Annotated in this window: 30 protein-coding genes, 1 tRNA gene and 1 other RNA gene; 18 read left to right on the forward strand and 14 right to left on the reverse strand. The window is 63.4% G+C overall.

Features of this window, described 5'->3' with window-relative positions:
- Positions 1-147: 147 nt before the first annotated feature.
- The 4 genes from FFI89_RS03795 to FFI89_RS03810 form a co-directional block, all read right to left on the reverse strand.
- A complete protein-coding gene (locus tag FFI89_RS03795; RefSeq protein WP_138833044.1) occupies positions 148-549 on the reverse strand; it encodes an SRPBCC family protein in 402 nt (133 codons plus the stop codon).
- Positions 550-674: 125 nt separating this feature from the next.
- Positions 675-1,034, reverse strand: coding sequence for a VOC family protein (locus FFI89_RS03800; RefSeq protein WP_138833046.1), 360 nt, complete (start codon positions 1,032-1,034; stop codon positions 675-677).
- Between the two features lie 55 nt (positions 1,035-1,089).
- Positions 1,090-1,929, reverse strand: a complete 840-nt coding sequence (locus FFI89_RS03805) for an AraC family transcriptional regulator (RefSeq protein ID WP_138833048.1) — start codon at positions 1,927-1,929, stop codon at positions 1,090-1,092.
- Between the two features lie 9 nt (positions 1,930-1,938).
- Positions 1,939-2,517 (reverse strand): methylated-DNA--[protein]-cysteine S-methyltransferase, encoded by a 579-nt coding sequence (locus FFI89_RS03810; protein WP_138833050.1) that lies wholly within the window; start codon positions 2,515-2,517, stop codon positions 1,939-1,941.
- Between the two features lie 141 nt (positions 2,518-2,658).
- On the opposite strand from FFI89_RS03810, the gene FFI89_RS03815 reads away from it, so the two are divergent.
- From FFI89_RS03815 to FFI89_RS03855, 9 genes are all read left to right on the forward strand, one after another.
- A tRNA-Gly gene (locus FFI89_RS03815) sits at positions 2,659-2,732 on the forward strand.
- Between the two features lie 42 nt (positions 2,733-2,774).
- Positions 2,775-2,993: a hypothetical protein gene (locus FFI89_RS03820; RefSeq protein ID WP_138833052.1), complete on the forward strand. Its 219-nt coding sequence runs from the start codon at positions 2,775-2,777 to the stop codon at positions 2,991-2,993.
- Positions 2,983-3,216, forward strand: coding sequence for a type II toxin-antitoxin system RelE/ParE family toxin (locus FFI89_RS03825; protein ID WP_246669582.1), 234 nt, complete (start codon positions 2,983-2,985; stop codon positions 3,214-3,216). The genes FFI89_RS03820 and FFI89_RS03825 overlap by 11 nt, the downstream gene beginning before the upstream one ends.
- A 187-nt stretch (positions 3,217-3,403) precedes the next feature.
- Complete coding sequence (locus FFI89_RS03830) at positions 3,404-3,715, forward strand: hypothetical protein (RefSeq protein WP_138833054.1); 312 nt, start codon at positions 3,404-3,406, stop codon at positions 3,713-3,715.
- A 236-nt stretch (positions 3,716-3,951) separates the two neighbouring features.
- The gene (locus FFI89_RS03835) at positions 3,952-4,224 is read left to right on the forward strand and encodes a DUF1905 domain-containing protein (RefSeq protein ID WP_138833056.1); all 273 of its coding nucleotides are present in this window, start codon (positions 3,952-3,954) and stop codon (positions 4,222-4,224) included.
- A 105-nt stretch (positions 4,225-4,329) separates the two neighbouring features.
- Positions 4,330-4,704, forward strand: a transfer-messenger RNA (tmRNA) gene (gene ssrA, locus FFI89_RS03840).
- 121 nt (positions 4,705-4,825) lie between these two features.
- On the forward strand, positions 4,826-5,395 hold the full coding sequence (locus FFI89_RS03845; protein WP_138833058.1) for a hypothetical protein: 570 nt from the start codon (positions 4,826-4,828) through the stop codon (positions 5,393-5,395).
- A gap of 80 nt (positions 5,396-5,475) precedes the next feature.
- Entirely contained in the window at positions 5,476-7,170 is a 1,695-nt protein-coding gene (locus FFI89_RS03850) for an FAD-dependent oxidoreductase (RefSeq protein ID WP_138833060.1), read from the forward strand.
- Positions 7,171-7,184: 14 nt separating this feature from the next.
- Positions 7,185-7,364, forward strand: coding sequence for a DUF2783 domain-containing protein (locus FFI89_RS03855; RefSeq protein WP_138833062.1), 180 nt, complete (start codon positions 7,185-7,187; stop codon positions 7,362-7,364).
- A 94-nt stretch (positions 7,365-7,458) separates the two neighbouring features.
- On the opposite strand, the gene FFI89_RS03860 is transcribed toward FFI89_RS03855, so the two are convergent.
- From FFI89_RS03860 to FFI89_RS03885, 6 genes are all read right to left on the reverse strand, one after another.
- Positions 7,459-7,773, reverse strand: coding sequence for a cupredoxin domain-containing protein (locus FFI89_RS03860; protein WP_138833064.1), 315 nt, complete (start codon positions 7,771-7,773; stop codon positions 7,459-7,461).
- Positions 7,774-7,784: 11 nt separating this feature from the next.
- Complete coding sequence (locus FFI89_RS03865) at positions 7,785-8,306, reverse strand: DUF4142 domain-containing protein (RefSeq protein WP_138833065.1); 522 nt, start codon at positions 8,304-8,306, stop codon at positions 7,785-7,787.
- A gap of 90 nt (positions 8,307-8,396) precedes the next feature.
- A complete protein-coding gene (locus FFI89_RS03870; protein ID WP_138836075.1) occupies positions 8,397-9,083 on the reverse strand; it encodes an RNA polymerase sigma factor in 687 nt (228 codons plus the stop codon).
- Positions 9,084-9,224: 141 nt separating this feature from the next.
- A complete protein-coding gene (locus FFI89_RS03875; RefSeq protein WP_138833067.1) occupies positions 9,225-9,572 on the reverse strand; it encodes a nuclear transport factor 2 family protein in 348 nt (115 codons plus the stop codon).
- A gap of 250 nt (positions 9,573-9,822) precedes the next feature.
- Complete coding sequence (locus tag FFI89_RS03880) at positions 9,823-10,734, reverse strand: PHB depolymerase family esterase (protein ID WP_138833069.1); 912 nt, start codon at positions 10,732-10,734, stop codon at positions 9,823-9,825.
- Positions 10,731-11,633, reverse strand: a complete 903-nt coding sequence (locus FFI89_RS03885; protein WP_138833071.1) for a LysR family transcriptional regulator — start codon at positions 11,631-11,633, stop codon at positions 10,731-10,733. The genes FFI89_RS03880 and FFI89_RS03885 overlap by 4 nt, the downstream gene beginning before the upstream one ends.
- Positions 11,634-11,873: 240 nt before the next feature.
- Here FFI89_RS03885 and FFI89_RS03890 point away from each other — a divergent pair, with 240 nt between their 5' ends.
- Positions 11,874-12,938, forward strand: coding sequence for an aromatic ring-hydroxylating dioxygenase subunit alpha (locus tag FFI89_RS03890; protein ID WP_138833073.1), 1,065 nt, complete (start codon positions 11,874-11,876; stop codon positions 12,936-12,938).
- Between the two features lie 187 nt (positions 12,939-13,125).
- On the opposite strand, the gene FFI89_RS03895 is transcribed toward FFI89_RS03890, so the two are convergent.
- Positions 13,126-13,476, reverse strand: a complete 351-nt coding sequence (locus FFI89_RS03895) for a RidA family protein (RefSeq protein ID WP_138833075.1) — start codon at positions 13,474-13,476, stop codon at positions 13,126-13,128.
- Between the two features lie 81 nt (positions 13,477-13,557).
- Entirely contained in the window at positions 13,558-15,216 is a 1,659-nt protein-coding gene (locus tag FFI89_RS03900) for an FAD-binding dehydrogenase (protein ID WP_138833077.1), read from the reverse strand.
- Between the two features lie 287 nt (positions 15,217-15,503).
- On the opposite strand from FFI89_RS03900, the gene FFI89_RS03905 reads away from it, so the two are divergent.
- From FFI89_RS03905 to FFI89_RS03930, 6 genes are all read left to right on the forward strand, one after another.
- Complete coding sequence (locus FFI89_RS03905) at positions 15,504-15,989, forward strand: hypothetical protein (protein WP_138833078.1); 486 nt, start codon at positions 15,504-15,506, stop codon at positions 15,987-15,989.
- Positions 15,990-16,301: 312 nt separating this feature from the next.
- Positions 16,302-16,496 (forward strand): hypothetical protein, encoded by a 195-nt coding sequence (locus tag FFI89_RS03910; RefSeq protein ID WP_138833080.1) that lies wholly within the window; start codon positions 16,302-16,304, stop codon positions 16,494-16,496.
- A gap of 22 nt (positions 16,497-16,518) precedes the next feature.
- Complete coding sequence (locus FFI89_RS03915) at positions 16,519-17,109, forward strand: SCO family protein (protein WP_138833082.1); 591 nt, start codon at positions 16,519-16,521, stop codon at positions 17,107-17,109.
- Positions 17,110-17,199: 90 nt separating this feature from the next.
- Positions 17,200-18,120, forward strand: a complete 921-nt coding sequence (locus FFI89_RS03920; protein WP_138833084.1) for a transporter substrate-binding domain-containing protein — start codon at positions 17,200-17,202, stop codon at positions 18,118-18,120.
- A 159-nt stretch (positions 18,121-18,279) separates the two neighbouring features.
- A complete protein-coding gene (locus FFI89_RS03925; RefSeq protein WP_138833086.1) occupies positions 18,280-19,920 on the forward strand; it encodes a lysine--tRNA ligase in 1,641 nt (546 codons plus the stop codon).
- Between the two features lie 243 nt (positions 19,921-20,163).
- Positions 20,164-20,946, forward strand: a complete 783-nt coding sequence (locus FFI89_RS03930) for a class II aldolase/adducin family protein (RefSeq protein ID WP_246669356.1) — start codon at positions 20,164-20,166, stop codon at positions 20,944-20,946.
- 107 nt (positions 20,947-21,053) lie between these two features.
- Here FFI89_RS03930 and FFI89_RS03935 read toward each other — a convergent pair whose 3' ends face one another.
- Entirely contained in the window at positions 21,054-21,539 is a 486-nt protein-coding gene (locus FFI89_RS03935; protein WP_168212773.1) for a mismatch-specific DNA-glycosylase, read from the reverse strand.
- 32 nt (positions 21,540-21,571) lie between these two features.
- Positions 21,572-22,222: a helix-turn-helix transcriptional regulator gene (locus FFI89_RS03940; protein WP_210249071.1), complete on the reverse strand. Its 651-nt coding sequence runs from the start codon at positions 22,220-22,222 to the stop codon at positions 21,572-21,574.
- A gap of 227 nt (positions 22,223-22,449) precedes the next feature.
- On the opposite strand from FFI89_RS03940, the gene FFI89_RS03945 reads away from it, so the two are divergent.
- Both FFI89_RS03945 and FFI89_RS03950 read left to right on the forward strand, forming a co-directional pair.
- On the forward strand, positions 22,450-22,794 hold the full coding sequence (locus tag FFI89_RS03945; RefSeq protein ID WP_138833092.1) for a DUF952 domain-containing protein: 345 nt from the start codon (positions 22,450-22,452) through the stop codon (positions 22,792-22,794).
- Positions 22,791-23,888 carry a quinone-dependent dihydroorotate dehydrogenase gene (locus FFI89_RS03950; RefSeq protein ID WP_138833094.1) on the forward strand — a complete coding sequence of 366 codons (1,098 nt, stop codon included), beginning with the start codon at positions 22,791-22,793 and terminating at the stop codon, positions 23,886-23,888. Before FFI89_RS03945 ends, FFI89_RS03950 begins: the two co-directional genes overlap by 4 nt.
- Positions 23,889-24,007: the final 119 nt, after the last annotated feature.

Genomic DNA, 24,007 nt, shown 5'->3' on the forward strand with positions numbered 1-24,007 from the left:
AATAGCGGCCGTCATTCCGGGGCGTGCGAAGCACGAACCCGGAATCTCGAGATTCCGGGTCTGGTCCTTCGGACCATCCCGGAATGACTGAGTTCATAGCTATCCATCGCCGATACCTTCGGCCATGCCTGCCGCCCCCGACATCGATCACGCGGCGTTGCGCCCTAATGCCTTCTGGATCGCCAGCGCGCCCTGGTCCATCTGCGCGTCGATATAGGGCGCGATCTCGTTCGGCAGCACGTCGGTGATCCAGACGAAACGGGTGCGTCCATCGCTCTCGGCAAAAACCTGCGCCGACGCGCTGTGCTGCTTCAGGCGTTCGCTGGCGATGGCATAGACCAGCCGGCGTCGCTTGTCGTCGCAATCGACCAGGGTTTCGCGGGCGACCGAACCGTTCGCAAACGTCACGATGCGGGCGTCGCCGTCGAGCTTGGTGTCGAGCACGAAGCCCGGGGCGAGCCTCGTATGCACCGCGCCGAAATCGCGCACCGCGTCCCAAACGTCGTCGGGATGCGCGTCGATGATGATGTCTTTGTAGATGGAAGCCATGGATGAGTCCTCTTGTCTGTTACGTTCGTCATTCCGGGATGGTCAGAAGGACCAGACCCGGAATCTCGAGATTCCGGGTTCGATGCTTTGCATCGCCCCGGAATGACATTCGTGATGGTCGCAGCTTACGTGCACACCGCCTCGACATTATTGCCGTCGGGGTCGGTCAAGAACGCCGCGTAATAGGTCGGGCTGTAATCGGCGCGCGGTCCGGCGCCGCCATTGTCGCGGCCGCCGGCTTTCAGGCCTGCGATGTGAAATTTTCCGACCGCCGCATGATCGGGCGCGCGGAACGCGACATGCGCACCGGTGCCTGAATTTCCCTTGTGCAGATGCAGCCAGAGCGCAGGCTGGTCCTTGGGGCCGAAGCCTGCGCCGGAATCATCCCGCGAGCAGAGCACATAGCCGAGGGGGGCGAGCGCCGCGGTATAGAAGCGAACGCTGGCGTCGAGATTTCCGACGCGCAATCCGATGTGGTCGTACATGGTGTTCTCCAGTAATAAGCGCGCGAGATTGCCGCGCGGCCTGGAGTAACCCTAGTCAGTTGAGGGCAAGGTGTTCTTGGAGAATCTTGCGATCACCCCGCGAAGCCTGGCGGAACTTCAGCGGCGAGGCGCCGGCGGCGCGGTGGAACGTGCGTACGAAATTGGAGAGGTCGCCGAAACCGACATCGTAGGCGATATCGGTGATCGCGCTGTCGTCGTCGGCCAGCCGCCGCGCCGCGTGGCGCAGCCGCGAGCGCACCAGATATTGATGCGGGGTGACGCCGAGCGTGTCCGAGAACAGCCGCAGGAAATGGAACGGGCTGATGCCGGCCTGATCGGCGGCGTCTTCCAGGCCGATGGCCCGGTGTGAATGCGCATCGATCCACAATGCGGTTTCGACCGCACGGCGGCGGTCGCGGGCGGCGAGGAAGGCGGCCTTGCGCGGCTTGCCGGAGGCCACTTCGACAAAGCGGCTCGCCAGCAGCTGGCCGATTTCGTCGAGGCCGATGTCGCTGTTGCCATCTGCCGCCGATTGCGCCAGCTCGCCGAGCACCACCAGTTCCGGCAGCGGCGGCGCGCAACCGGCCTGCCAGATCGCCTTGCTGTCGCCGAACGTCTCCACCAGTTCCGCGCTCAGGAAAAACGACAGGCACTCGTCGCCGCAGACGTGCTCATGGGTGCAGGTATATTCGTCGCCGGGATGGCCGATCAGCACCGATCCCGCCACCAGCTCATGGGACTTGCCGCGGCTGTGCAGGCCGAAACTGCCCTTGCGCACATAGGAGATCGAGTAACAGCGATGGTGTTCGGCGAACGGCCTGTCGCCCGGCCCGGCGTCGCAGCGGAAGTCGGATACCGAGATCGATGGGCGCTCGAGCAGCGTGGTCGCGGTCATCCCGCCAATTTAGGTAGGCGCCCGTGGCGGCGCAACGGGCAGCAGCACGTCAAACAGGGTCTTGCTCGAGGTCGGGTGGGCGCCCTCGATCGACAGCAGCCGCCGCTTGGAGATGGCCCCACCATTCGGCGATATCTTGTCGGCATAGTGGCCCGCCTCGAGCACGCGATGGCAGGGCACGATGATCATGAAGGGGTTGCGGGCGATCGCCTGCACCACCGAATAGACTGCCCCCGAGGCGCGCAGGCCGGCGGCGATCTCGGCATAGGTACGGGTTTCCCCGCGCGGGATCTGGCGGGCGAGCGCGTAGACGCGCTGGTTGAAGGCCGGGATGCCGGTCACGTCGAGCGCGACGTCGGAGAAATCGCTGTTCCCGCCGCGCAGCAGCGCCACGATGCCTTCGATCGCGATCTCGGCATTCAGCGGCGGGCGAAGTTCGCGGGTGTCGGGATAGAGCTGGAATAGCCGCCGGCGCGTATCGATCTCGCGGGCCTCGGGGAGCTGTACGCCGATGACACCGGATGGCCCCCATGCGATGCCGCACCGGCCAATCCCCGTATCGAATATGGTGTACCCACGCCCCGTCATACGCCACCGCCCCGGACGGGACCATAACACCGTCCCAAACCGGCGCATCTGGAATCTTTGCGATCGGTTAAGGGCGGGGGCGGAAGCCGACGGAACACCTTGGCGGATGGCGCGGGGTCGGCTAATCAAGGGCGAGCATTCGCGGGCGTAGTTCAATGGTAGAACGGCAGCTTCCCAAGCTGCATACGAGGGTTCGATTCCCTTCGCCCGCTCCAAATTTTCAGGCCGCGCGAAGCGGAATATGCTAGGCTGGGCCCATGGTTAGAACGCTCGAACAAGCCATTGCGCAAATTTCCCGTCTACCGGACGCCGATCAGGAAAACATCGGCCGCAAGCTGCTTTCGCACGTCGAAAAGCTCAATTCGCTTCGCGGTGAGATCGACCGGGGAATTAGTTCGCTCGATGCGGGCCAGGGCAGCGCGCTGAATATCGAAGATTTCCTTCGCAGGAAGAATTCAAGCCGTGGTGGGGCTTAGGCCCCCAACTATTTGGTCGCCAGAGGCTCTCGCGGATGTTGACCGCCTTTGGGACTACTACGCTCACATTGCAGGGCGGGCGACTGCGGACAAGATCATCCGCCAGATCGCGAAAGTCGTTAAAACTCTTGATGACTTTCCTTCGGCGGGACGTACGCGTGACGAAGTTCGTCCGGGCCTGCGTTCACTCGCCGCCTCTCCCCAGGTCGTATTTATCGTTTGAACAACGGTCGGCCGGAAATCGTGCGTGTGCTCGATGGACGGCAGGATATTGAGGAAATTTTTGCCGATGACGAGAGGGACTAGTCAGATGCGGGCGGAACGGCCGAAGGCGTAAGCCCGCCGAGGAATACGGTGTTGGCGGATCGCGCTACGCTGATCCGCCTTACGCGCGGCCAGGGAGGGGAGCATTGCTCATCGACCTTGGTGCACTGGTCGATTGCGCGGGCACCGCCTACTGGCGCCGAAACAAGGCAATCGAATTTCCTGGCGACGCGCGCAACATCGAAGCGGCGAACGAACTGGATCGGTTGGCGATCGAAATCGCCGCTCTCGAAGGTTCCAAATTACACGTGCAACTGGACAAGATCTTCGAGGATGAGGACAGCGGTTCGATCGCGATGTCTGTCATCAGCGATATGCGCCGCCAGGTAGGCTTCTCGCGATGGTATGCTACCGGCGAAGAATTGCTTCAGGCCATCGTTGATGCTTGCTCGGATTAGCCGGGTATTTCGAGCGGATTATGAGTGTGCAGAGATGGCAGATTGCGCCCTTCTCTCATCCGCCCCGCGGTCTTGCGCCTGACCGGTGGCGCCTTTGCAGTTCAATCCGTCCTACGAGCTTCTCGAAAAAAATATGCGTCACGTGTCGGTCCGGCCCAATTCAGGCCGTCTTGTAAGGAAGCGACCCATCGAAGTACCGCTTCACGAGCGGTCTTCCAGCCAGGAAGGTCGGGGCTATGGCTATTCTAAACAAGGAATTCAAAGCTCGGCTTCAAAAAAGTCCAAAAAAGGGGGGCTGGACGTATGTCGTATGGCCGAAGTCCGCAGCGTTCTTTGGTACAAAGGGCTTGGTAAAGGTAAGTTGTACAGTCGATGATCACCCGCTACGCACCGCATTCATGGCGATAGGCGGCGGTGTCCATAAATTGCCTATCAAAGCGGACCTGCGGGCTGCTATCGGAAAGAAGGCTGGAGACACGGTGACCATCCGGCTTTTGGAACGCCGGTGACCGCTCTGTGGCACTTTTCGGGAGTCTCATCCTCGCTGAGCGATGTCCGCAGGCAGCGACTTGAATATCGAGGACTTCCTTCGCAAGAAGATTTCAAGCCACAGCAGCCTATCTTTCGGCCTCGATCGCGGGTACAGTCGCCACGTCGCAAGACGATGGCGCTGAACCTTAGAGTGGACTGCGGGCAGACCCGGGGGCAGTACCCGGCGCCTCCACCTTAGCAGCTTGAGTTAAAGGTCTCATCACGGTGAGATTGATTTGGCCGGAAGGCAAAATCCCAAAGCTTGTTAAGGCTGGCTGCTAAGGCGGGGGCGAACCAGGATCGATGGTCGCAATGAAGCTCTGAATTGTGCTCGGCATGATACCGCCGTTATCGGGTCAAAAACCTAAATGCAAACGATAACGTTGCATTGAACGAAGTGCGCCTCGCGGCGTAACCTGTTCGGGGTTGGTCCACCTGGCAACAGAACGGCCATCGCCGCGTCGACCTTCGGGTCGGCGCGGCTTTTATTTGGGGGCCGGTTCGCCCGAAAATGGGTTGCCTTCAATTCCGGCCGCTGCCGTGCTAGGCCTGAGAGGTGCCGCAAAAAAGGAGTGAGCGTTGACCCAGGCGATCGCTTCGGCTGACACCTCCCGCAATTTATTGATCGTAGCCGGCGCCGGCCTGCTGTCGGGCATTCTCACGCCGCTGTTGCCGACGTTGCTCGACAAGATCGTGGGCGTGCCTGCTGACATCCGGCTGGCGCTGGTCGCGGTCCCGTTTGCCGTTCTGGTTTTCCTGGTGGTCCAGCGCTTCAGCAGCAACCCGTTGTGGGCGGCGCTGGTGGCGGCCGTGATGACGATGATCGCCTTTGTCTGTGCCGTGAACGCCGCGATTTTTATCGACGGGCAGGTCATCGGTGCCGACAAGATGATGCGGAACATCCTGGCGGGCCTCGCCGGCGGTTTCACCGGCAGCGGCTTGATGGCGCTGGGCATTGCGCTGTTGCCGGCCGGTCCGCGCGACACCGTGACGTGGCTGCAGATGCTGGTAACCGGGACGATCGCCGGCGCGCTGCTGGCGCTCGACAATGCGCTCGGCCTCGATCAGACCTCGTTTCTCTATCCGGTCTGGCAGGCCGCGGTCGCGGTGCGGCTGGCGATGGCCTTGCGCCGACGCCGGCTTGCCTGACAGATATTTCGCGAGCCCCTGTTCACCGCATCAGGAGCGCGGCCAAAGAACATCAAGGCAAAAAACTTAAGGGAAGATTCGTGAACCGCCCGTTCAAGCCTTATCCCTTCACGGCGAAGCAATATCCGGCGTCGCTGCCGCCGCTGCAAGGCGGCGCCGACCAGGCGCGGCGTCCCGTCGTGGTGGTCGGCGGCGGACCGGTCGGCTATTGCGCGGCGCTGGGGCTCGCCAGTCACGGGGTGCCGGTCGTTCTGCTGGAGGCGGATGATTCCGTCTGCTTCGGCAGCCGCGCGATCTGCATTTCGCGGCGCAGCCTCGAGATCATATCGCGTCTCGGTGCGGCCGATGGCTTTCTGAAGCAGGGCCTGCCCTGGACCGGCGGCCGCAGCTTCTATCGAGACGACGAAGTGCTGCATTTCAAGATGCCGATGGACGAAAACCAAAAGCATCCGCCGATGATCAATCTCGCGCAATATTCGATCGAGCAGTTGCTGCTCGACGCCGCCGAGCCGCGCAGCGACCTGCTCGAAATTCGCTGGCAGAACCGCGTCAGCGCGATCGACGCGCGCGAGGATGGCGCACGGCTCACCGTCGAGACGCCGAAAGGGGCCTACACGATGGAGGCCGACTGGGTCGTCGCCGCGGATGGCGGCCGCAGCTTCCTGCGCGAAACGCTGGGACTGAAGCTGAAGGGCACCAGCTACGAGGGCCGCTATGTCGTCGTCGACATCGTGCTGGACAGCGCGCGTCCGGCGGAGCGGCTCGCTTATTTCGATCCGCCCTGCAATCCCGGCTCGACGGTGCTGGTGCACAAGCAGCCTTCAGGCGTCTGGCGCGTCGACTATCAGTTGCGCGACGGCGAAGACCCCGATGAGGCGATCAAGCCCGAAAATGTCATGCCGCGCGTCGAAAGTCTGCTCGGGATGATGGGCGAGAAGGGCGCGTGGAGCCCGGTCTGGATCGGCATCTACAAGGCCAACGCGCTCACGCTCGACGACTACCGCTACCGCGGCGTGCTGTTTGCCGGCGACGCCGCACATCTGCTGCCGATCTTCGGCGTCCGCGGTGCCAATTCCGGCATCGACGATGCCGACAATCTCGCCTGGAAGCTTGCCTTCGTGGTCAAGGGGATCGCGTCGCCAAAACTGCTCGACAGCTATTCGGCCGAACGGGTCGCCGCGGCACGGGAAAACCTCAGGCACGGCACCAAGAGCACCGAGTTCATGGCGCCGCCTTCGTTCGCGTTCGAGCTGATGCGAAAGGCCGTGCTGGGTCTCGCCGTGAAATTTCCCGAACTGCGCTCGCTGATCAATCCGCGGCAGTCTTCTGCGATCGCCTACACGCATTCGCCGCTCAATGTGGCGGCGCAGGAGGCGGCGTTCGGCGCAGGACCTGCTCCCGGCCACGTGCTGACGGAGTGCCCGCTGACGATCGCCGAGGGTTCGTCCACGCGCGCGGGCCATCTGACCGACCTGATCGGGCCCGTGATCACGGCGCTGTATTTCAGCGACGACGGCGCGGTGCCGGATGTTCTGACGACGTGTGATGCGGCGATGCGCGCCCGCGGCATTCCCTTCGCGATCGTAGCGGTGGCGCGGCACGCAGGTAACGCCGAGGCGCGCGGCTGGGACAGCACCGGCCGGCTATTCACGATGTACGACGCGGCGCCCGGCACGCTTTATCTGGTCCGTCCCGACGGCCATGTGTTCGCGCGCTGGCGCCGGTTCGATACCGCGGCCGTGACTGATGCCATCGACCATTTGCTGCGACCATGACGGGTACGACGACCATGACCGAAGCCGAACTCGACACCGCCTACACGCATCTGTGCAAGACCATGACGGAGCTCGGCGAGGCCCGCGCGCCGTTGTTCCTGGCGCGTTTTTCGCTGCTCGCGATGGTGCGCATCGGCGATGCTGATGTAGTGCAACGCCTGACCGATGCCGCCGCGGCGGATATCGCTTCGTAGGGTGGGTTAGGCGAAGCCGTAACCCACCGTCTTGTTCGCCGTGAGGGTGGGTTACGCTACGCTAACCCACCCTACGCAGCGATGCGGCGAGCCGTTAGGGCGCGATGTTCAACACGGCCTTCATATTGGGATGGTAGCGGCAGTAGTATTCGACCGAGCCGGCCTTGTTCAGCACCGATGTCACGGTCTTTTTCGGCGGCAGGGTGACGTCGAAATCGCCGTTTCGCGCCGTGGCCGTGTGCGCGAACACGTCCTTGTTGATCCATTCGATGGTGTCGCCGACCTTGGCCGAGACCTCGGCCGGCGACACCACGAGATTTTCCATCACGACCTGAATGGTTGCCGCACGCGCCGGGACGGCCATTGCGCCGAGCGCCAGCGCCGCCAGGAGAAGGTGTCTCGGCTGCATGTCTGGCTCCCTTACTTCAGCGCCGCGGCGACGTGTTCGGCATGCTGCTGGTGGCCCTGAAAGATCTTCAGGCCGGTCTGCAGCAGGCTCTTCAGCTCGGCATTGCTGGCCGAGGGGATCAGCTGCGTCTCCAGCGCGCCGTTGACCGCCTTGTGATAGGCTACCTCGTTGGCGACATAGGCCTTGTCGTAGTCGGCGCCCTTCAGCTTGCCGAGTTCGGCGAGCTTGTCGGCGGCCTGCTTCGACAGCGTCTTGCTGGTGTCGTTGTCTTCCGGTGTTACCTTCAGCTTCTTGACCAGGTCGAGCGCCTGCTTGTTCACGGCCTCATGGTCGCGCACCATGTCTTCCGCGAACGCCTTGACGTCCTTGTTGCTGGCTTTCGAAATCGCCTGCTTCGCCGCGGTGATGTCGATCACCCCCGCGGTGTAGGCGATATGCGCAATCTGCGGATCGGTGGGCTTTGCGGCTTGCGCCAGCGCGGCGCCGGTGAGCAGGCTGAAGGCGGCGACCGCCGCACTCAATCGAACGAACATGGTTGATACTCCTGTGGCGCCGGCACTGCGGCCGCGCGCGTTGTTGGGTCACAGGAGTTGGATGACGCTCGGGTGCGGAGGTTCCCGAAATTATTCGAAGTTTAGCCGCTTCAGAACCGCGTCCGTCAGGCGTTCGCAGCGCCTGCCGGCGAACGGAAATGCTTCCATCACCACCGGGCCGATCTTGTTCTCGACGATGTCGCGCAGCATGGTGCGGGCGCGGTGCAGGCGCGATTTCACCGTCTCCGGCTTCAGCCCCAGAATTTCGGCGGTCTCCTCCACATTCATCCCCTCGATCACGCGGGTGATGAAGACGAGACGAAACGCTTCCGGCAATTCGTCGATGGCGTGCTCGACGACATGCTGAATTTCGCGCTGGGCCATGGATTTTTCCGGATCTTCGGCGACCGCGAGAGGGAACTGGATGATCTGGGCTTCGAGCACGCCCTGCGGCAGCGAGCTGATTTCGACCCCGGGCCGCTGGCGGCGCAGCCGGCCCAGTGCCTCGTTCATGGCAATCCGCGACAGCCAGGTCGCCAGGCTGGAGTCGCCGCGAAAGCTTTCCAGATGGGTGAAGGCGCGGACATAGGTTTCCTGCACCACGTCCTCGGCCTCGCCGTCGTTGCGTAGCACGCCGCGGGCGAGCCGGTACAGCCGGCGGTTATTCGCCTGCATGATGGCGCGTACCGCCGCCTCGTCGCGGGCCAGCGCCCGCCGCACCAGTTCGGCGTCGTTGCTGGCGGCGGGCGCGATTTGCTGGGGATGAGGCTGACGCATCATGGTTCCACCAATAACAGGGTATTGGGGGTTGGATGCGGCAAAGGCCGGAAGGTTCCCGAAATAGTTGGAATGCCGGCAACACGGTTGCCCGGGTGGCCCGGGCAACCGTGTGGGGATCCGTCACGCCCCCTGCGGCACCTAGTCGAGAAATCCGGTGATGCTGCGGATCCGCCCCTCCTTGAGCACCGCGAAGTCAGTACCCTTGATCGGGCCGTCGGTCCCATCCGGGCCGAGGCCCCAGGAGAAACGGACATGGTCGCCGAATCCGTTGGGTTTGCCGATCAGGCTGAACTTGAAGTCCGGAAACTTCTGCTGAACGCCGGCGATCAGGGCGTCGACGCCGTCAAGGCCGTCGCCCGACATCAGCGGGTCGATATAGCGGGCGTCGCTGGTCCAGTTCGTGGCCAGGATTTCGCGGCGGCGGCTTGGCATCCGCTCGTTCCACAGATCGATATAGTTGCGGGCAATCTTCGTAACGTCGGTCATCATCATCTCCTCAACGTGGCGCCGAATGGATCGGCTGACCGACTATCTGACAATGCCGCGCGCCGATCGATTACCTCGGAGGTCAAGAATTTTGCTGTTCAGGGCAATTGCTTGAAGTTCGTCGCAACCATTAACTCCTCATGGTGAGGAGGCGCTCCGCGCCGTCTCGAACCATGTGGCCCGTGGCCATCCTTCGAGACGCCGCTTTGCGGCTCCTCAGGATGAGGACCGGGTGGTTACCTCACCCACCCTACGGAAATTTCCTGAAGAACGCCCAGATGGTCTCGGCGCCGTCGATGTCGTGGTTTTGCGGCCCCAGGAACGCGGTGGCGATGCGGGGAAAGCGCGCGTCGGAGAACGCGCTGGGCATGCGGTGGCCACCGCCATTGACGCGGTAGAGCACGACGTCGCGCGCCGGCGGGCAGCGCGACTCGATCCGCGTCACCGTGCTCTGGTCCTCGCGATCACGGTCCTCGAGGTCGGTCACCGCGCCATCCCCGATGTCACAGCCATTGAGCTTCCGCCAGAACGCCAGCGTCTTCATCGCCGGCCAGAAGCCACCCACGGCGAACCGGCTGCCGCCCTTGCCACCCTCGAACGGGATCAGGGGATCGGCGGTGCCGTTCATCATCAGCGTCGGCATCGGCCGCGACGGATGACAGGCGGCCGCCGCTTCGTCGGTGAGGTTGATGATGACGCTGGCGGCGGCCGCGAACAAATCGGCGCGGGCGCAAACCAGCGTGATCGTCATGGCGCCGCCGTTCGACAACCCCGTGACATAGATGCGCTTCGGATCGGCCGATCCGTTGGCCACGTATTTTTCGATCAGCCGGACGATGAAGCTGACATCGTCGGTTCCCTTGGGCGGTACGCGGCCGGCGCGCTTGGTATCCGGCCGCAAATCGGCCCAGGCGTGGTTGAGCCCGTCGGGAAAGATCAAGCCGAAGCGCTCGCGGTTCGCGACCAACGGCCAGGAGGTGCGCGCCTTGATGTCGGCGCCGGCCTGGGTGTTGCCATGGAGCACGATAACGAGCGGCGCCGGTCTTAAGTCCGGGAACTGGGTGAGGAACGTGCGCGTCACGCCGCCGATCTCGATGGTCTCGGCGGCGGCCGGGCCGGCGGCGAATGCGATCGCAGCGACGATGGCAACAATCCGGATCATGTTTCCTCCCGTCCGCCACCGCGGCCATGCGCTTCCAGCGCATCGAGAAAACAGCGTACCTTGGCCGGAACGAACTGGCGGGCCGGCAGCAGCGCGTGCACGTTGAGCGGCTCGCAGACATGATCCGGCAGCAGCCGCTGCAGCAATCCCGCCGCCACAGCCGCGTTGGTAAAGCTCGCCGTCACCCGCAACACGCCGAGCCCGGCGAGCGCCGCCTGCAACCTTATGTCCGCATTCGAACTGACCAGTCGCGCCTTCTGCACGGTGAGATGTTCGGTGACGCCTTCAGGCGTGGTCAGCGCCCAGGGCGCGTCATTCGGGGCGGTCAGCATCGGCAGCCGCGCAAGGTCTTCCAGCGTGTGCGGCGCGCCGAATTGTTCGAGCAGCGCAGGTGCGGCATAGAGGCCGCGTTGCAGCGACGACACCCTGCGGATGACGATCCCGGTCGGGGGCAGCGGTGCCTCCAGCATCGCAAACACGATGTCGTAATTCTCGGCGACCGGGCTCACGATCTCGTGCTCGACATCGATCCGGATCGCCAGATCCGGGTAGCGATTCATCAATTCGCAGGCCACGGGCCCGGCATGGTGCGCGCCGAATTCGTAGGGCGACTTGATGCGCAGCGTGCCTGATATGGCGCTGCTCATCGCCAGCGCCTCGCCATGGGTATCGTGCAGTGCAATGAACAGCGGCTTGACCCGCTGATAGATGGTGTCGCCGGCATCGGTCAGGCGAAGATGCCGCGTGGTCCGCTCGATCAGCCGCAGGCCCAGATTGCCTTCCAGTCGCTGCACTGCAGCACTGAGGCTCGACTTGGGATGCCCAAGCACGCGCGCGGCGGCGCTAAAGCCGCCGTGCTGAACAACCTCGCAAAACAGCTCCCAATCGCGCCAGTCCATCCGGCAATCGTCCATGTGGCGGGACAGTGTGTCCAGGGAATTCGGATACTCGCCGCAATCCCGATGACATAGAAGACATAGAAGATGACGCTAGAGCCTCTTCCGTTCCGATGGAATCGGAACGGGGCTCCAGGTTTTTGATTTGACGCGTTTTCTTGACGCGAACCGGTTTCCACTTCGCTGGAAAACGCTCTGACGAAAAAGAAAAGCGTTTCGCAAAACACGAGAGGGAGGAACGGCATGTCGGACGACGGAATCTTTCTGCGCGATACCTGGTACGTCGCGGCCTGGAATCATGAACTGATCGACGGCCGCAAGCTCGCCCGCACCATCCTGGAACGGCCGGTGGTGATCTACCGCGGTGCCAGCGGCAAGGTTGTCGCGCTCGACGACCGCTGCTGCCACCGTGCCGCGCCGCTTTCGATGGGCCGCATCGAGGGCGATGACATCAGGTGCATGTATCACGGCATGAAATTCGAGCCGGGCGGAAAGTGCATCCAAATCCCCGGCCAGGACATGATCCCGCCAAAACTCGGCGTGCGCAGCTATCCGATCGTCGAACGCTACAACCTGATCTGGATCTGGATGGGGGATGTCGAGAAAGCCGATCCGAACCTGATCGTGGACTATCCGCCGCTCGCCGATTCCAAATGGAGCGGTCTGCCCGGCTATATGCACTACAAGGCGAACTGGCTCCTGATCGTCGACAACCTGAGCGACTTCGCGCATCTCGCCTTCGTGCACACCCACACGCTCGGCGGCTCTGAGGAATATGCCTACAAGACCAAGCCGGTCGCGATCGAGAAACTGGACGACGGCTTTCGCGTCGAGCGTTGGCACATGGGTGCCGAGCCGCCGCCATATCTCTGCAAGGTGATCGCGAACAAGACCGACAAGGTCGACCGCCGCAATATCGGACGGATGCTGGTCCCCGGTATCTTCCTGCTCGATACGATGTTCGCACCGGCTGGGCAGGGTGCGGAGAAGGGCGTTCAGGTTCCGGGCACGCGGCAATTTCGTAACGCCCAGTTCATGACGCCGGAGACGCGCAGTACGACGCATTTCTTCTGGAATTACCTGCACGATTTCGATCTCGACAATCCGAACATCGCGCTGTCGCTGCGCCACAGCCTCGAAGAGGCGTTCAACGAGGACCTGGCGATCATCGAGGCGCAGCAGAAGGTGTTCGACGTCGATCCGAACTATCAACTGCTCGCGATCGGCGCCGATGCGGCGCTGACGTATTTCCGGTGGGTGCTGGCAAGAAAGATCGAGGCGGAACGGGGCGCGGCGAAAGCGGCGTGAGGTGATGGAGATGCAATTGAGTCGTCATGCCCGGGCATAGCCGTCCAAAGGACGGCGTCGCTTCCGCTCGCCTATGCCCCGGGCATCCACGACCTACGGGCATCCACGACTTATTTTCTTGCTGCTCCAAAGACGTGGATGGCCGGGACAAGCCCGGCCATGACGAATGCTATCGTCCGTAGTAGCGTTACTTCGCCGCGATGACCATGATCTCGACATTGTACTGCGGCGCCGCCAGCTTGGCTTCGACGGTGGCGCGGGCCGGGGTATTGCCGGCCGAAATCCAGCCGTCCCACGCCGCGTTCATCTCCGGAAAAGTCTTCATGTCGGTGATGTAGATCGTCGCCGACAGCAATTTCGTCTTGTCGGTGCCGGCCTTGGCGAGATGGCCGTCGATGATCGCGAGCACGTCCTGCGTTTGCTCGGTCACGCTTTTCCCGGCCGCCTTGCCGGCGACCACGCCCGCGAGATAGACGGTGTTGCCGTGAACGACGACCTGGCTCATGCGAGGTCCGACTTCGAAACGCTGGATGGTCATACTGCTCTCCTGATCTGTGAGGCCGGTTACTTAGCGCGCCGATGCGCCCCGCGCCACTGCGTTATTGCACCGACCCCGGCGTCAGGATGCCGCCTTCGCCGCCGCGCGCCCGGCGTTGCGGCCGGAGAACAGGCAGCCGCCGAGAAAGGTGCCTTCCAGCGAGCGATAGCCGTGCACGCCGCCGCCGCCGAAGCCGGCGGCTTCGCCCGCGGCGTAGAGTCCAGGGATGATCTGGCCGTGATTGCCGAACACGCGCGAGTCGAGATCGGTCTCGAAGCCGCCCAGCGTCTTGCGGGTCAGGATGTTGAGCTTCACCGCGATCAGCGGCCCGTGTTCGGGGTCGAGGATCCGGTGTGGTTTGGCGGTGCGGATCAGTTTGTCGCCGATGTAACGCCGCGCATTGTGGATGTTCATCACCTGCGCGTCTTTCACATAGGGATTCGTCATTTCGCGGTCGCGCGCCTCGATCTGCGCCTTTATGGAATCGAGTTGCAGCAAATTGTCGCCGGACAGCGCGTTCATGGCTCTGACGAGATCGGCGAGGTTGTCGCGCACGATGAAGTCGGCGCCGTGCTGCTTGAACGCCTCGACCGGCGCCGGCGCGCCCTTGTTGGTGGCGCGCTTGATGGTCATGCGCCAGCTTTTTCCGGTGAGATCCGGATTCTGTTCGGAGCCGGAGAGCGCGAATTCCTTCTTGATGATGCTCTGGGTCAGGATGAACCAGGAATAGTCGTGGCCGGTCGACATGATGTAGTCGAGCTGGCCGAGCGTATCGGAGCCGGGAAACAGCGGCGCGGGCAATCGTTTGCCCGTGGCGTCGAACCACATCGAGGACGGGCCGGGCAGGATGCGGATGCCGTGGCGCGGCCAGATCGGGTTCCAGTTCCGGATGCCCTCGACGTAGTGCCACATCCGGTCGCGGTTGATCAGCCGGGCGCCGGCCGCTTCGGTGATGCCGATCATGCGGCCGTCGACATGCTCGGGCACGCCCGAGATCATGAACTTCGGCGGTGTGCCGAGACGCTTCGGCCAGTTCTGCCGGACCAGGTCGTGATTGCCGCCGATGCCGCCGGAGGCGACGATCACCGCCGGCGCGCGCAGGGTGAAATCGCCGACCACCTTGCGCGAGGAGCTCTTGCCGCGCTCGACGGCATCCGGTTCGAGGACCGCGCCGCTGACGCCTTCGACGGTGCCGTTGGTGACGATGAGCGCATCGACGCGGTGGCGGAACTTGAACGTGAGCCGGCCGCGCTTCTGGGCTTCGCGCGCGCGGCGTTCGAACGGCTCGACGATCCCGGGACCGGTTCCCCAGGTGACATGAAAGCGCGGCACCGAATTGCCGTGGCCCATGGCGTCATAGCCGCCGCGCTCGGCCCAGCCGACCACCGGAAAGATGCGATGGCCCATCGCGCGCAGCCAGTCGCGCTTCTCGCCGGCGGCGAAGGCGACATAGGCCTCGGCCCACTTCTTCGGCCAAAGATCCTCGTCGCGGTCGAAGCCCGCGGTGCCCATCCAGTCCTGCAGCGCCAGATCGTGGGAATCCTTGATGCCGAGCCGGCGCTGTTCGGGGCTGTCGACCAGGAACAATCCGCCGAACGACCAGAACGCCTGGCCGCCGAGGCTTTGCTCGCCTTCCTGGTCCAGCAAAATGACGCGTTTGCCGGCGTCGGCGATTTCGGTGGCGGCGACCAGCCCCGCCAGTCCGCCGCCGACCACGATTACGTCTGCGTCCTGAGCCATCGCGTCCTCCCCCAGCCGTTTTTGATTCAAGACCGCGTCATCGGGCGCGGTCAACGACAAATGGCCCTTGCCTGTGGCTGTGCCGCCACCTTCGCAACCGTAACCTGTTCCAGTTTGGGATTTTCCTGAGCCTCCGGTGCAGCGCCCCAGCAACACCTAATTTGAATTTGTTTTGAACGGCCTTCGCCGCCTAGACAAAATCACGATCTCGAAAGACCTTGTCGTCAGTCTTGCATCACCAAGACAGTCAGATTCGGTTTCGACTTTTTTCGACTGGGGCTGGGGACATGAAGCTGTTGACGGGGTTGCTCGCAGCGGTGCTGCTGTTGGCGGGGGGTGGAGCGAGTCATGCGGTGGTTCGCATTGCTGACGACCGCGGCGGCCGGATCGGAACCTATGTCGACAAGTACCAGGGCCTGCGCACCTCGGGCGAAACCGTCATCATCGACGGCCTGTGCGCCTCAGCCTGCACCATCGTTCTCGGCGCAATTGCTCCCGACAAGATCTGCGTGACCTCGCACGCCAATCTCGGTTTCCATGCCGCCTGGGATTTCGGCGCCAACGGCCGCGCCGTCACCAATACCGAGGCGACGCAGATGCTGTATTCGATGTATCCGTCGCCGGTGCGGAAGTGGATCTCGGCGCGCGGCGGCCTGACCCCGCGCATGATCTTCCTGAGGGGCAAGCAGCTGCAGGCGCTCTACAAACCGTGCTACCTAGACGCCCAGGCCTCCGTGCCCGCGCCCAAGCCGGCTGCTGCTTCCTCGCGGTAACTATGCCCGACATCATGGTTCGAGACGCGCGGCTTTGCCGCGCTCCTCACCATGAGGACCCTGCCAGACCTCATCCTGAGGAGGCGCGTTAGCGCCGTCTCGAAGGATCGAGCCCCCGCTGCTGCCGAGCCAATCCTACTTCGCATCACGTGATCGGGCCTGCGGCCATTCTACTTTGCATGGGGTTGTTTTCGCGATTTTGTGTCCGACCCCTCCAGAGCACCCGGATGTACTGATCCCCCTCCGCATCACGTGATCGGGGCTGCGGCCATTAAGCTTGCCTGCCCGGGGAATGGGCCCTATCTCACTGATATGGTTCAGCCGGTTTCCACCCAGCTCGGCGTAATGGCGGCAACCCGGCCTCAGGGCAGGGTGGCCTCGGCCATCGTTTGGGCCGCCACCGGCCTCGGCGCGCTGTTCCTGCTCGGCGCGCTGGTCTTGTGGTTCCAATACGGCACCACGGTGTTTTTTGAGATGATTGCCGCCGGCATCTCGGCCTGCTTCTGATCCGGCAAGAAGGAATTCCATCATGGACCGGACCACCCGCCCGCTGGTGATTTTCGCGGCTTTCGCCGGCAGCCTCGTGGTGGGGCTCGTGATCATGCTGTGGGCGCTGGGCGGCTTGCGCAGCGCGACGGCCCCGGCCGCGATCGGGGGGCCGTTTCAACTGACCAACCAGATCGGCCAGGTCGTGACCGACAGCAGTCTCAAGGGCAAGCCGACGCTGATTTTCTTCGGCTTTACCCATTGTCCGGACGTCTGCCCGACCTCGCTGTTCGAGATTTCCGAGGTGCTGAAGGCGATGGGCAGGGACGCCGATCGGGTGAATGCCTATTTCGTCTCGGTTGATCCGGAGCGCGACACCGCGGCAGCCATGAAGGACTATCTCTCCAGCTTCGATCCGCATCTGCAGGGCCTGACCGGCGATCCCGAGGCGGTGGCGAAGGTGCTGTCGGCCTACCGGGTCTATTCCAAGAAGGTCCCGCTCAAGGACGGCGACTACACCATGGACCACACCGCGTTGATCTATCTGATGGATCGCGACGGCCATTTCGTCTCGCCGTTCAACCTGAAACGGACGCCGCAGGAAGCCGCGACCGACCTCAAACGGTATCTTTAACCTGCAACCGACGGTAAACGCCGCAAAACGGCCCTCGCATCGCAGGCCGGATGGTCTATAAGGCCATCAAATTCCACAGACATTCCGGCCATGCCACGCCCGACCGCCCTGTTGTCCAACCTTAGCCTGTCTCGCACCTTCAGCGCCTTGCTGGCGGGATGGGCGATCACGGCTGTATTGGCGGTCGTCGTGTCCAGCGGCCCGGCAGGCGCCCAGACCCTGCCCAAGCCGCCGGTCGAGGCCGCCCCGCAGGCGGTGCCCGGGTTCTGGGACCCGCGGCGGCGTCCGGACCGGCCCGACCTGTCGCGCCTCACCGTGATCCGCTTCCTGACCGAGACCGATTATCCGCCGTTCAACTTCACCGGGCCGGACGGCAATCCGGCCGGCTTCAATGTCGATCTGGCGCGCTCGCTGTGCGACGAGATCAAGGTCACCTGCACCATCCAGATGCGCCGGTTCGAGACGCTGGTCGACGCCATCACCTCTAATCGCGGCGACGCCATCATCGCTTCATTGGCGGTGACGCCGCAATTGCGTGCCCGGCTCGATTTCACCGATCCCTATTACCGCGCACCGGCCCGCTTCGTGTCGCGGCGCGATGCCGTGATGCCGGAAATTCGCCCCGAATATCTCGAAGGCAAGAAGATCGGCGTCATCGCCGGCACCTCGCACGAGGCCTATCTGAAGGCGATGTTCACCGACGCCGAGATCAAGTCCTACGCCAATGACGACGCGCTGCGGCTGGCGCTGCGGCGGAGCGAGGTCGATTTCATTTTCGGCGATGCGATCGCGCTGGCGTTCTGGATCAACGGCACCGATTCGGCCGAATGCTGCGCGTTCTCGGGCGGCCCCTTCGTCGAGAGCCGCTATTTCGGCGAGGGCATCGGCATCGCCGTCCGCAAGGGCAACGACCTGCTGCGGCAGTCGCTGAACTGGGCGCTGTTCCGGATCTGGGAAAAAGGCCGCTTCACCGACCTGTGGCTGCGCTATTTTTCGATCAGCCCGTTCTAGAAGTTTGAGACTCCGTCATTCCGGGATGGTCCGAAGGACCAGACCCGGAATCTCGAGATTCCGGGTCTGGTGCTAACGCACCATCCCGGAATGACGGCTTCACCACCGTTTTGCTTTTCGACGCGGAAGCGCTAGTTTCCGCGGCCTTGGAGACCTCTGATGTCCACGATCGACCTTGCCGCCAGCCCGAACGACTTGCGGGCGCTCGCCGAACAATCCAACGCCTGGCCGTTCGAGCAGGCGAAAGCGATCGTGGCGCGGCTGAAGAAAAGCCCGAAGGACGAGGTGCTGTTCGAGACCGGCTACGGTCCGTCGGGGCTGCCGCATATCGGTACCTTCGGCGAGGTCGCGCGCACCACCATGGTGCGCCATGCGTTTCGTGTGCTCACCGAGGACAAGATCAAGACCAAGCTGCTGGCGTTTTCCGACGACATGGACGGCCTGCGCAAGGTGCCGGACAATGTGCCGAACAAGGAGCTTCTGGAAAAGCATCTCGGCCGGCCGCTGACGCGCGTGCCGGATCCGTTCGGTACCCATGACAGCTTTGGCGCGCACAACAACGCGCGGCTGCGCGCCTTCCTCGACACCTTCGGCTTCGACTACGAATTTGCGAGCTCAACCGAGTACTACACCTCGGGCCGGTTCGACGCCGCGCTGCTGCGCATGCTGGAGCGGCTCGATTCCGTGATGAAGATCATGTTGCCGAGCTTGCGCGAGGAACGCGCCGCGAGCTATTCGCCGTTCCTCCCGATTTGTCCGCGCACCGGCATGGTGCTGTATGTGCCGGTCACGGCGCATGACGCCAAGGCCGGCACCATCTCCTATGAAGATCCGGAGACCAAGGAGAGCGTCACGGTTCCCGTGACCGGCGGGCGTTGCAAGCTGCAGTGGAAGCCGGACTGGGCAATGCGCTGGTTCGCGCTCGGCGTCGACTACGAAATGGCCGGCAAGGATCTGATCGATTCGGTCAAATTATCGGGCAAGATCTGCGCGGCGCTCGGCGGCACGCCGCCGGAGGGGTTCAATTACGAACTGTTCCTCGACGACAAGGGCCAGAAGATTTCCAAGTCGAAGGGCAACGGCCTGACCATCGACGAATGGCTGCGTTATGCGTCGCCGGAATCGCTGTCACTGTTCATGTATCGCGAGCCGAAGGCGGCGAAGCGGCTGTACTTCGACGTGATCCCGCGCAACGTCGATGACTACCAGCAGTTCCTCGACGGCTACACGCGGCAGGATGCCAAGCAGCAGCTCGCCAATCCGGTCTGGCATATTCATTCCGGCCAGCCGCCGAAGGCCGACATGCCGGTCACGTTCCAGTTGTTGCTGACGCTGGTGTCGTCGTCGAACGCGGAAAATGCCGAGACGCTGTGGGGCTTCATCGGGCGCTATCGTTCGGGCGTCACGCCGCAGACGCATCCGAAGCTAGATGCAATGGTCGGCTACGCCATCAACTACTACCGTGACTTCGTGGCGCCGACCAAGCAGTTCCGCGAACCGACCGACGGCGAGCGCGCAGCATTGCAGGATCTGCGCGATGCACTGTCCAACATGCCGGCGGGTTCATCGGCCGAGGATATCCAGAACGTGGTCTACGAGATCGGCCGCCGCGAGCCGTTCTTGGATCCCGTCAAGAAGGGTAAGGACGGCCGACCGGGCGTTTCGCTCGACTGGTTCAACATGCTCTACCAGGTGCTGCTCGGCCAGGAAAAAGGCCCGCGCTTCGGCTCGTTCGTCGCGGTCTATGGCGTGCAAAACTCAGTCGCGATGATCGACGGCGCGCTGGCGCGGAGCGCGTAAGTTTTTCCTTCTCCCACCCAACTCGGGTTCACCCGCGTTGGGGCATACTAATCTGTCGAAGTCGGATAGATCCGACTTCGATGGGAGAAGGGAAAATCTTCGCCCGCTGCGACGGAGAGCCGCAAATCGAGATAGCAGGCCCCCGGCAAAATCAGCCGCGGCCGGCCTGAATTGCGTTAGACTGTTGGCTCGCAGTCCAGGCCTCCGCAGAGAGGCCGGCTATAGCTCAGCAGGAGGATGCCTATGCACGACAGGGTTTCGCCGAAGGCGCTCGATAACTCCAGCGCCGAGGAATGGCAGGCGCGGGTCGATCTCGCCGCCGCGCATCGGCTGGCCTTCAACCAGGGCTTTAGCGAGGGCATCTTCAACCACCTGACCTTCGCGGTGCCGGGGCGCAGCGATCGCTATTACCAGATCCCGTTCGGCACGCACTGGTCGGAGGTCACCGCCTCCTGCTTCATGGAAGTCGGCATCGACGACGGCGAGGTCAAGCGCGGCGAGGGCGAGGTCGAGCGCTCCTGCTATTGCATCCACGCGCCGATCCACAAGGCGCTACCGCAGGCCAAAGCGGTGTTTCACACCCACATGCCCTATGCGAGCGCGCTGACGCGGCTCGAAGACCCGCGCATCAAGGAGATCGGCCAGACCGAGGTCGGGCTGTCAGGCGCCATTGCCTATGACGACGAGTACACCGGCCCGGCGCTCGATCCCGCCGAAGGCGCCCGGCTGGCCGGCGTGATCGGCGACAAAAAGGTGTTGTTCATGGCCAATCACGGCATCTCGACGGTCGGCGCCACCGTCGCTGATGCCTACGACATGCTCTACTACGTCGAGCGCGCCGCGCAGGTGCAGATCTACGCGATGTGGACCGGGCAAAGGCTGAAGCAGCTTCCCGCCCCCGTGGTCGAAAAGACCCAGCGCGATTACCGCGACGATCATCTCTATCGGGGACCCAGCCCGGCGCAGCGGCACTTCGATGCGTTGAAGCGCATGCTGGATCGCAAAGAGCCTGACTACGCGACGTAGCGGAGTGCCTTCGTAGGGTGGGCAAAGGCGCGATTGCGCCGTGCCCACCATTGGTTCAAATCGCGATACTAGTTGGTGGGCACGCTTCGCTTTGCCCACCCTACGAATTAGGCGCCTGAGCTTTCCCGCACCTCATCCGCAAACCGATGCCAGATCTCCGGCCGCCAACTTCCATTCGCGGCCCCCGATGTCGACGGTAAAATCCAAATTCTGGTATCGCCGATCCGCTCGGACTGCTCGCCGTAATCGCGCTTGCCGCCGAAGAATTTTTGTCCCGCAGTTTTGCTGGTGAACGCGAGGAATTTTGGGCGAAACGCGGCGATTGACGCGTTCAAGCGGGTGCGCGGGTCATCGAGCCTCGTCAATGGAATCTGATGGTCCATCCCAAAATGCGTTTTCACCAGATCGGTGAGGCCAATTCCATGCCGCAGCAGCTCGCGGTACTGGTGTGGCTGCAATGGCTCGGGGATCAGTCTGGTCTCGTACAGAATCTTCCAGAACTTGTTCTGCTTGTTGGCGTAGTAAGCGCCGGCGGTAGCCGACACCGTGCTCGCGGCCGTTCCGCACAGGACGACGCGAAGCTGCTCCTGCAACAGGTCCTGCAGGACGTCAGGCACGGCTGTGGTTATTGGCTCGCCCACACGATCCGCGCGATCCAGACGACGTCGTCGGCATCCAGCGTGCGGTCGGCATGAACGGGATTGAGCGACTGCAGTTCGAGTTGTTTCGCGGTGCGGCGCTTCAATTCCTTGACCATGACCTCGCCGCCCGAGGTTTTCACCACCACGCGGTCGCCGCGCCGGATCGCGGTGCCCGGCGACACGATGACGATGTCGCCGTCGCGATAGGCGGGCTTCATCGAATCGCCGGATATCTCCAGCGCATAGGCGTGCTCGTCGCCGGACGACGGCAGCGCCACCTCGTCCCAGCCCTTGCCAGCGGGAAAGCCGCTTTCGTCGAAATGGCCGCCGCTGCCGACTTGCGCCAGCCCCAGGAGCGGCATCGATTGGGTGCTGCGTGCGCCGTCGCCGATCAACTGCACGAAGGTCTCGATCGACGAATTGGTGGCGGCCAACGCCTTGGAGACCGATTCGGTTGACGGCCAGCGCTCGCGGCCGTCAACCGACATCCGCTTGGACTTGTTGAAGGTGGTGGGGTCGAGACCGCTGCGCTTGGCGAGCCCCGAGGGTGACATGCCGGCCCGCTCGGCCAGCCGGTCGAGCGCGGTCCAGACCTGGGCGTGGGTGAGAATGCGTTGTGATTTATGCTTGGCCATTGAAAGCTCCGAACCGATCTAGGAATTATTGCCTTAATCAGCGGCTTTGCGCAAATCCGGCCTGGGTGAACAGGGCGCGGCAGGGGAAAAGACCGCCCAAGACCGCTCCAGCCCGGTGTCCGGGCGCTTGAGTTGGCGGCTTGCCGCCATTACGGTCTGCGCCTGCCCCGGGGAATTTCCGGGAAAATCCCAAGAGTAACAACAACAAGCAGGGAATCCGCAACGCCGTGCCCACGATCTACAAAATCAGTCCGGCCTCGGCCTGGCGCGAGGCCGAACGGCAGGGCGTCTACCGGGGCAGTGCCGACGACCTGCGCGACGGCTTCATTCATTTTTCTACCGCCGCCCAGGTCGCGGAGACGGCGCGGAAGCATTACTTCGGGCAGACCGGCCTGTTCCTGATCGCGGTCGATGCCGACGCGCTGGGGGATGCCTTGCGCTGGGAACGCTCGCGCAACGACGAACTGTTCCCGCACCTCTATGGCGAACTCGATCTCGGCGCGGTCACCGCGATCCTCGACATGCGGGCGCAGTCCGATGGCTATCACGACATTCCGGAGCTGAAACCTTGATCCGCGCCTTTGACGCCTTATCGCTGCCGCTGCTGCGCTGGTTCGATCCGGAGGACGCGCACCGTATGGCGATCCAGGGCCTGCGGCTGCTGCCGCCGACCAAACCGCGCCGTGACGACCCGAAACTGGCGGTGCGGGCGTTCGGCCTGAATTTTCCCAACCCGATCGGCATGGCCGCGGGCTTCGACAAGAGTGCGGAAGCGCCGGACGCGCTGCTGCGGCTCGGTTTCGGTTTCGTCGAGATCGGCACCGTGACGCCGAAGCCGCAAACCGGCAATCCGCGGCCGCGGCTGTTCCGGCTCGAACGCGATGAGGCCGTGATCAACCGCATGGGCTTCAACAATGACGGTGCGGAAGTAGCACTGCGGCGGCTCGCCGCGCGCGCGCATCTGGGCGGCATCGTCGGCGTCAATGTCGGGGCCAACAAGGACTCGCCCGATCGCGTCGCCGATTACGTCAAGCTGATCGAGACCTTCGCGCCGGTCGCGAGCTATTTCACCGTCAACGTTTCCTCGCCGAACACGCCGGGCCTGCGCAATCTGCAGCAATCGGCCGCGCTCGACGATCTCCTCGCCAAGGTGATCGATGCGCGCGAGCGGGTGCGCAAGAACGCCGGCGATTCGCCGGTGCTGCTGAAGATCGCACCGGATCTCAGTCTGGCCGAACTCGACGACGTCGTGCACATCGCCCGTTCGCGCCGCGTCGACGGCATGATCGTCGCCAACACCACGCTGGCGCGGCCCTCGAGCCTGCGCGAGACCAACCGCGCCAGGGAGCAGGGCGGCTTGTCGGGGCGGCCGCTGTTCCGGCTGTCGACGCGCATGGTGGCGGAGACCTATGTGCGGGCCGAAGGCGCGTTCCCCCTGATCGGCGTCGGCGGCATTGATAGTGGCGGCGCCGCGCTGACGAAAATCCGCGCCGGCGCCAGCCTGATCCAGTTGTATTCGTCGCTGGTCTACAAGGGCCTTGGTCTCGTCGAGGACATCAAGAGCGATCTGGCTTCGACCTTGCTGCGCACCGGCCGCGATTCACTTTCCGAAATCGTCGGCGCCGATGCTGCCACGATTACGGCGGAAGACTGGCCGGTGAAGTAAGGCTTGTTTACCTCGCCCTGCTTGCGGGGAGGCGCAAAGCGCCGGGTGAGGGGGTATAGGTCTCTCGATAAACTTCACGCGTGGATAGAGCCCCTCATCCCGACCTTCTCCCCGTGAAG

Source organism: Bradyrhizobium sp. KBS0727, assembly GCF_005937885.2.
Lineage (GTDB): Bacteria > Pseudomonadota > Alphaproteobacteria > Rhizobiales > Xanthobacteraceae > Bradyrhizobium.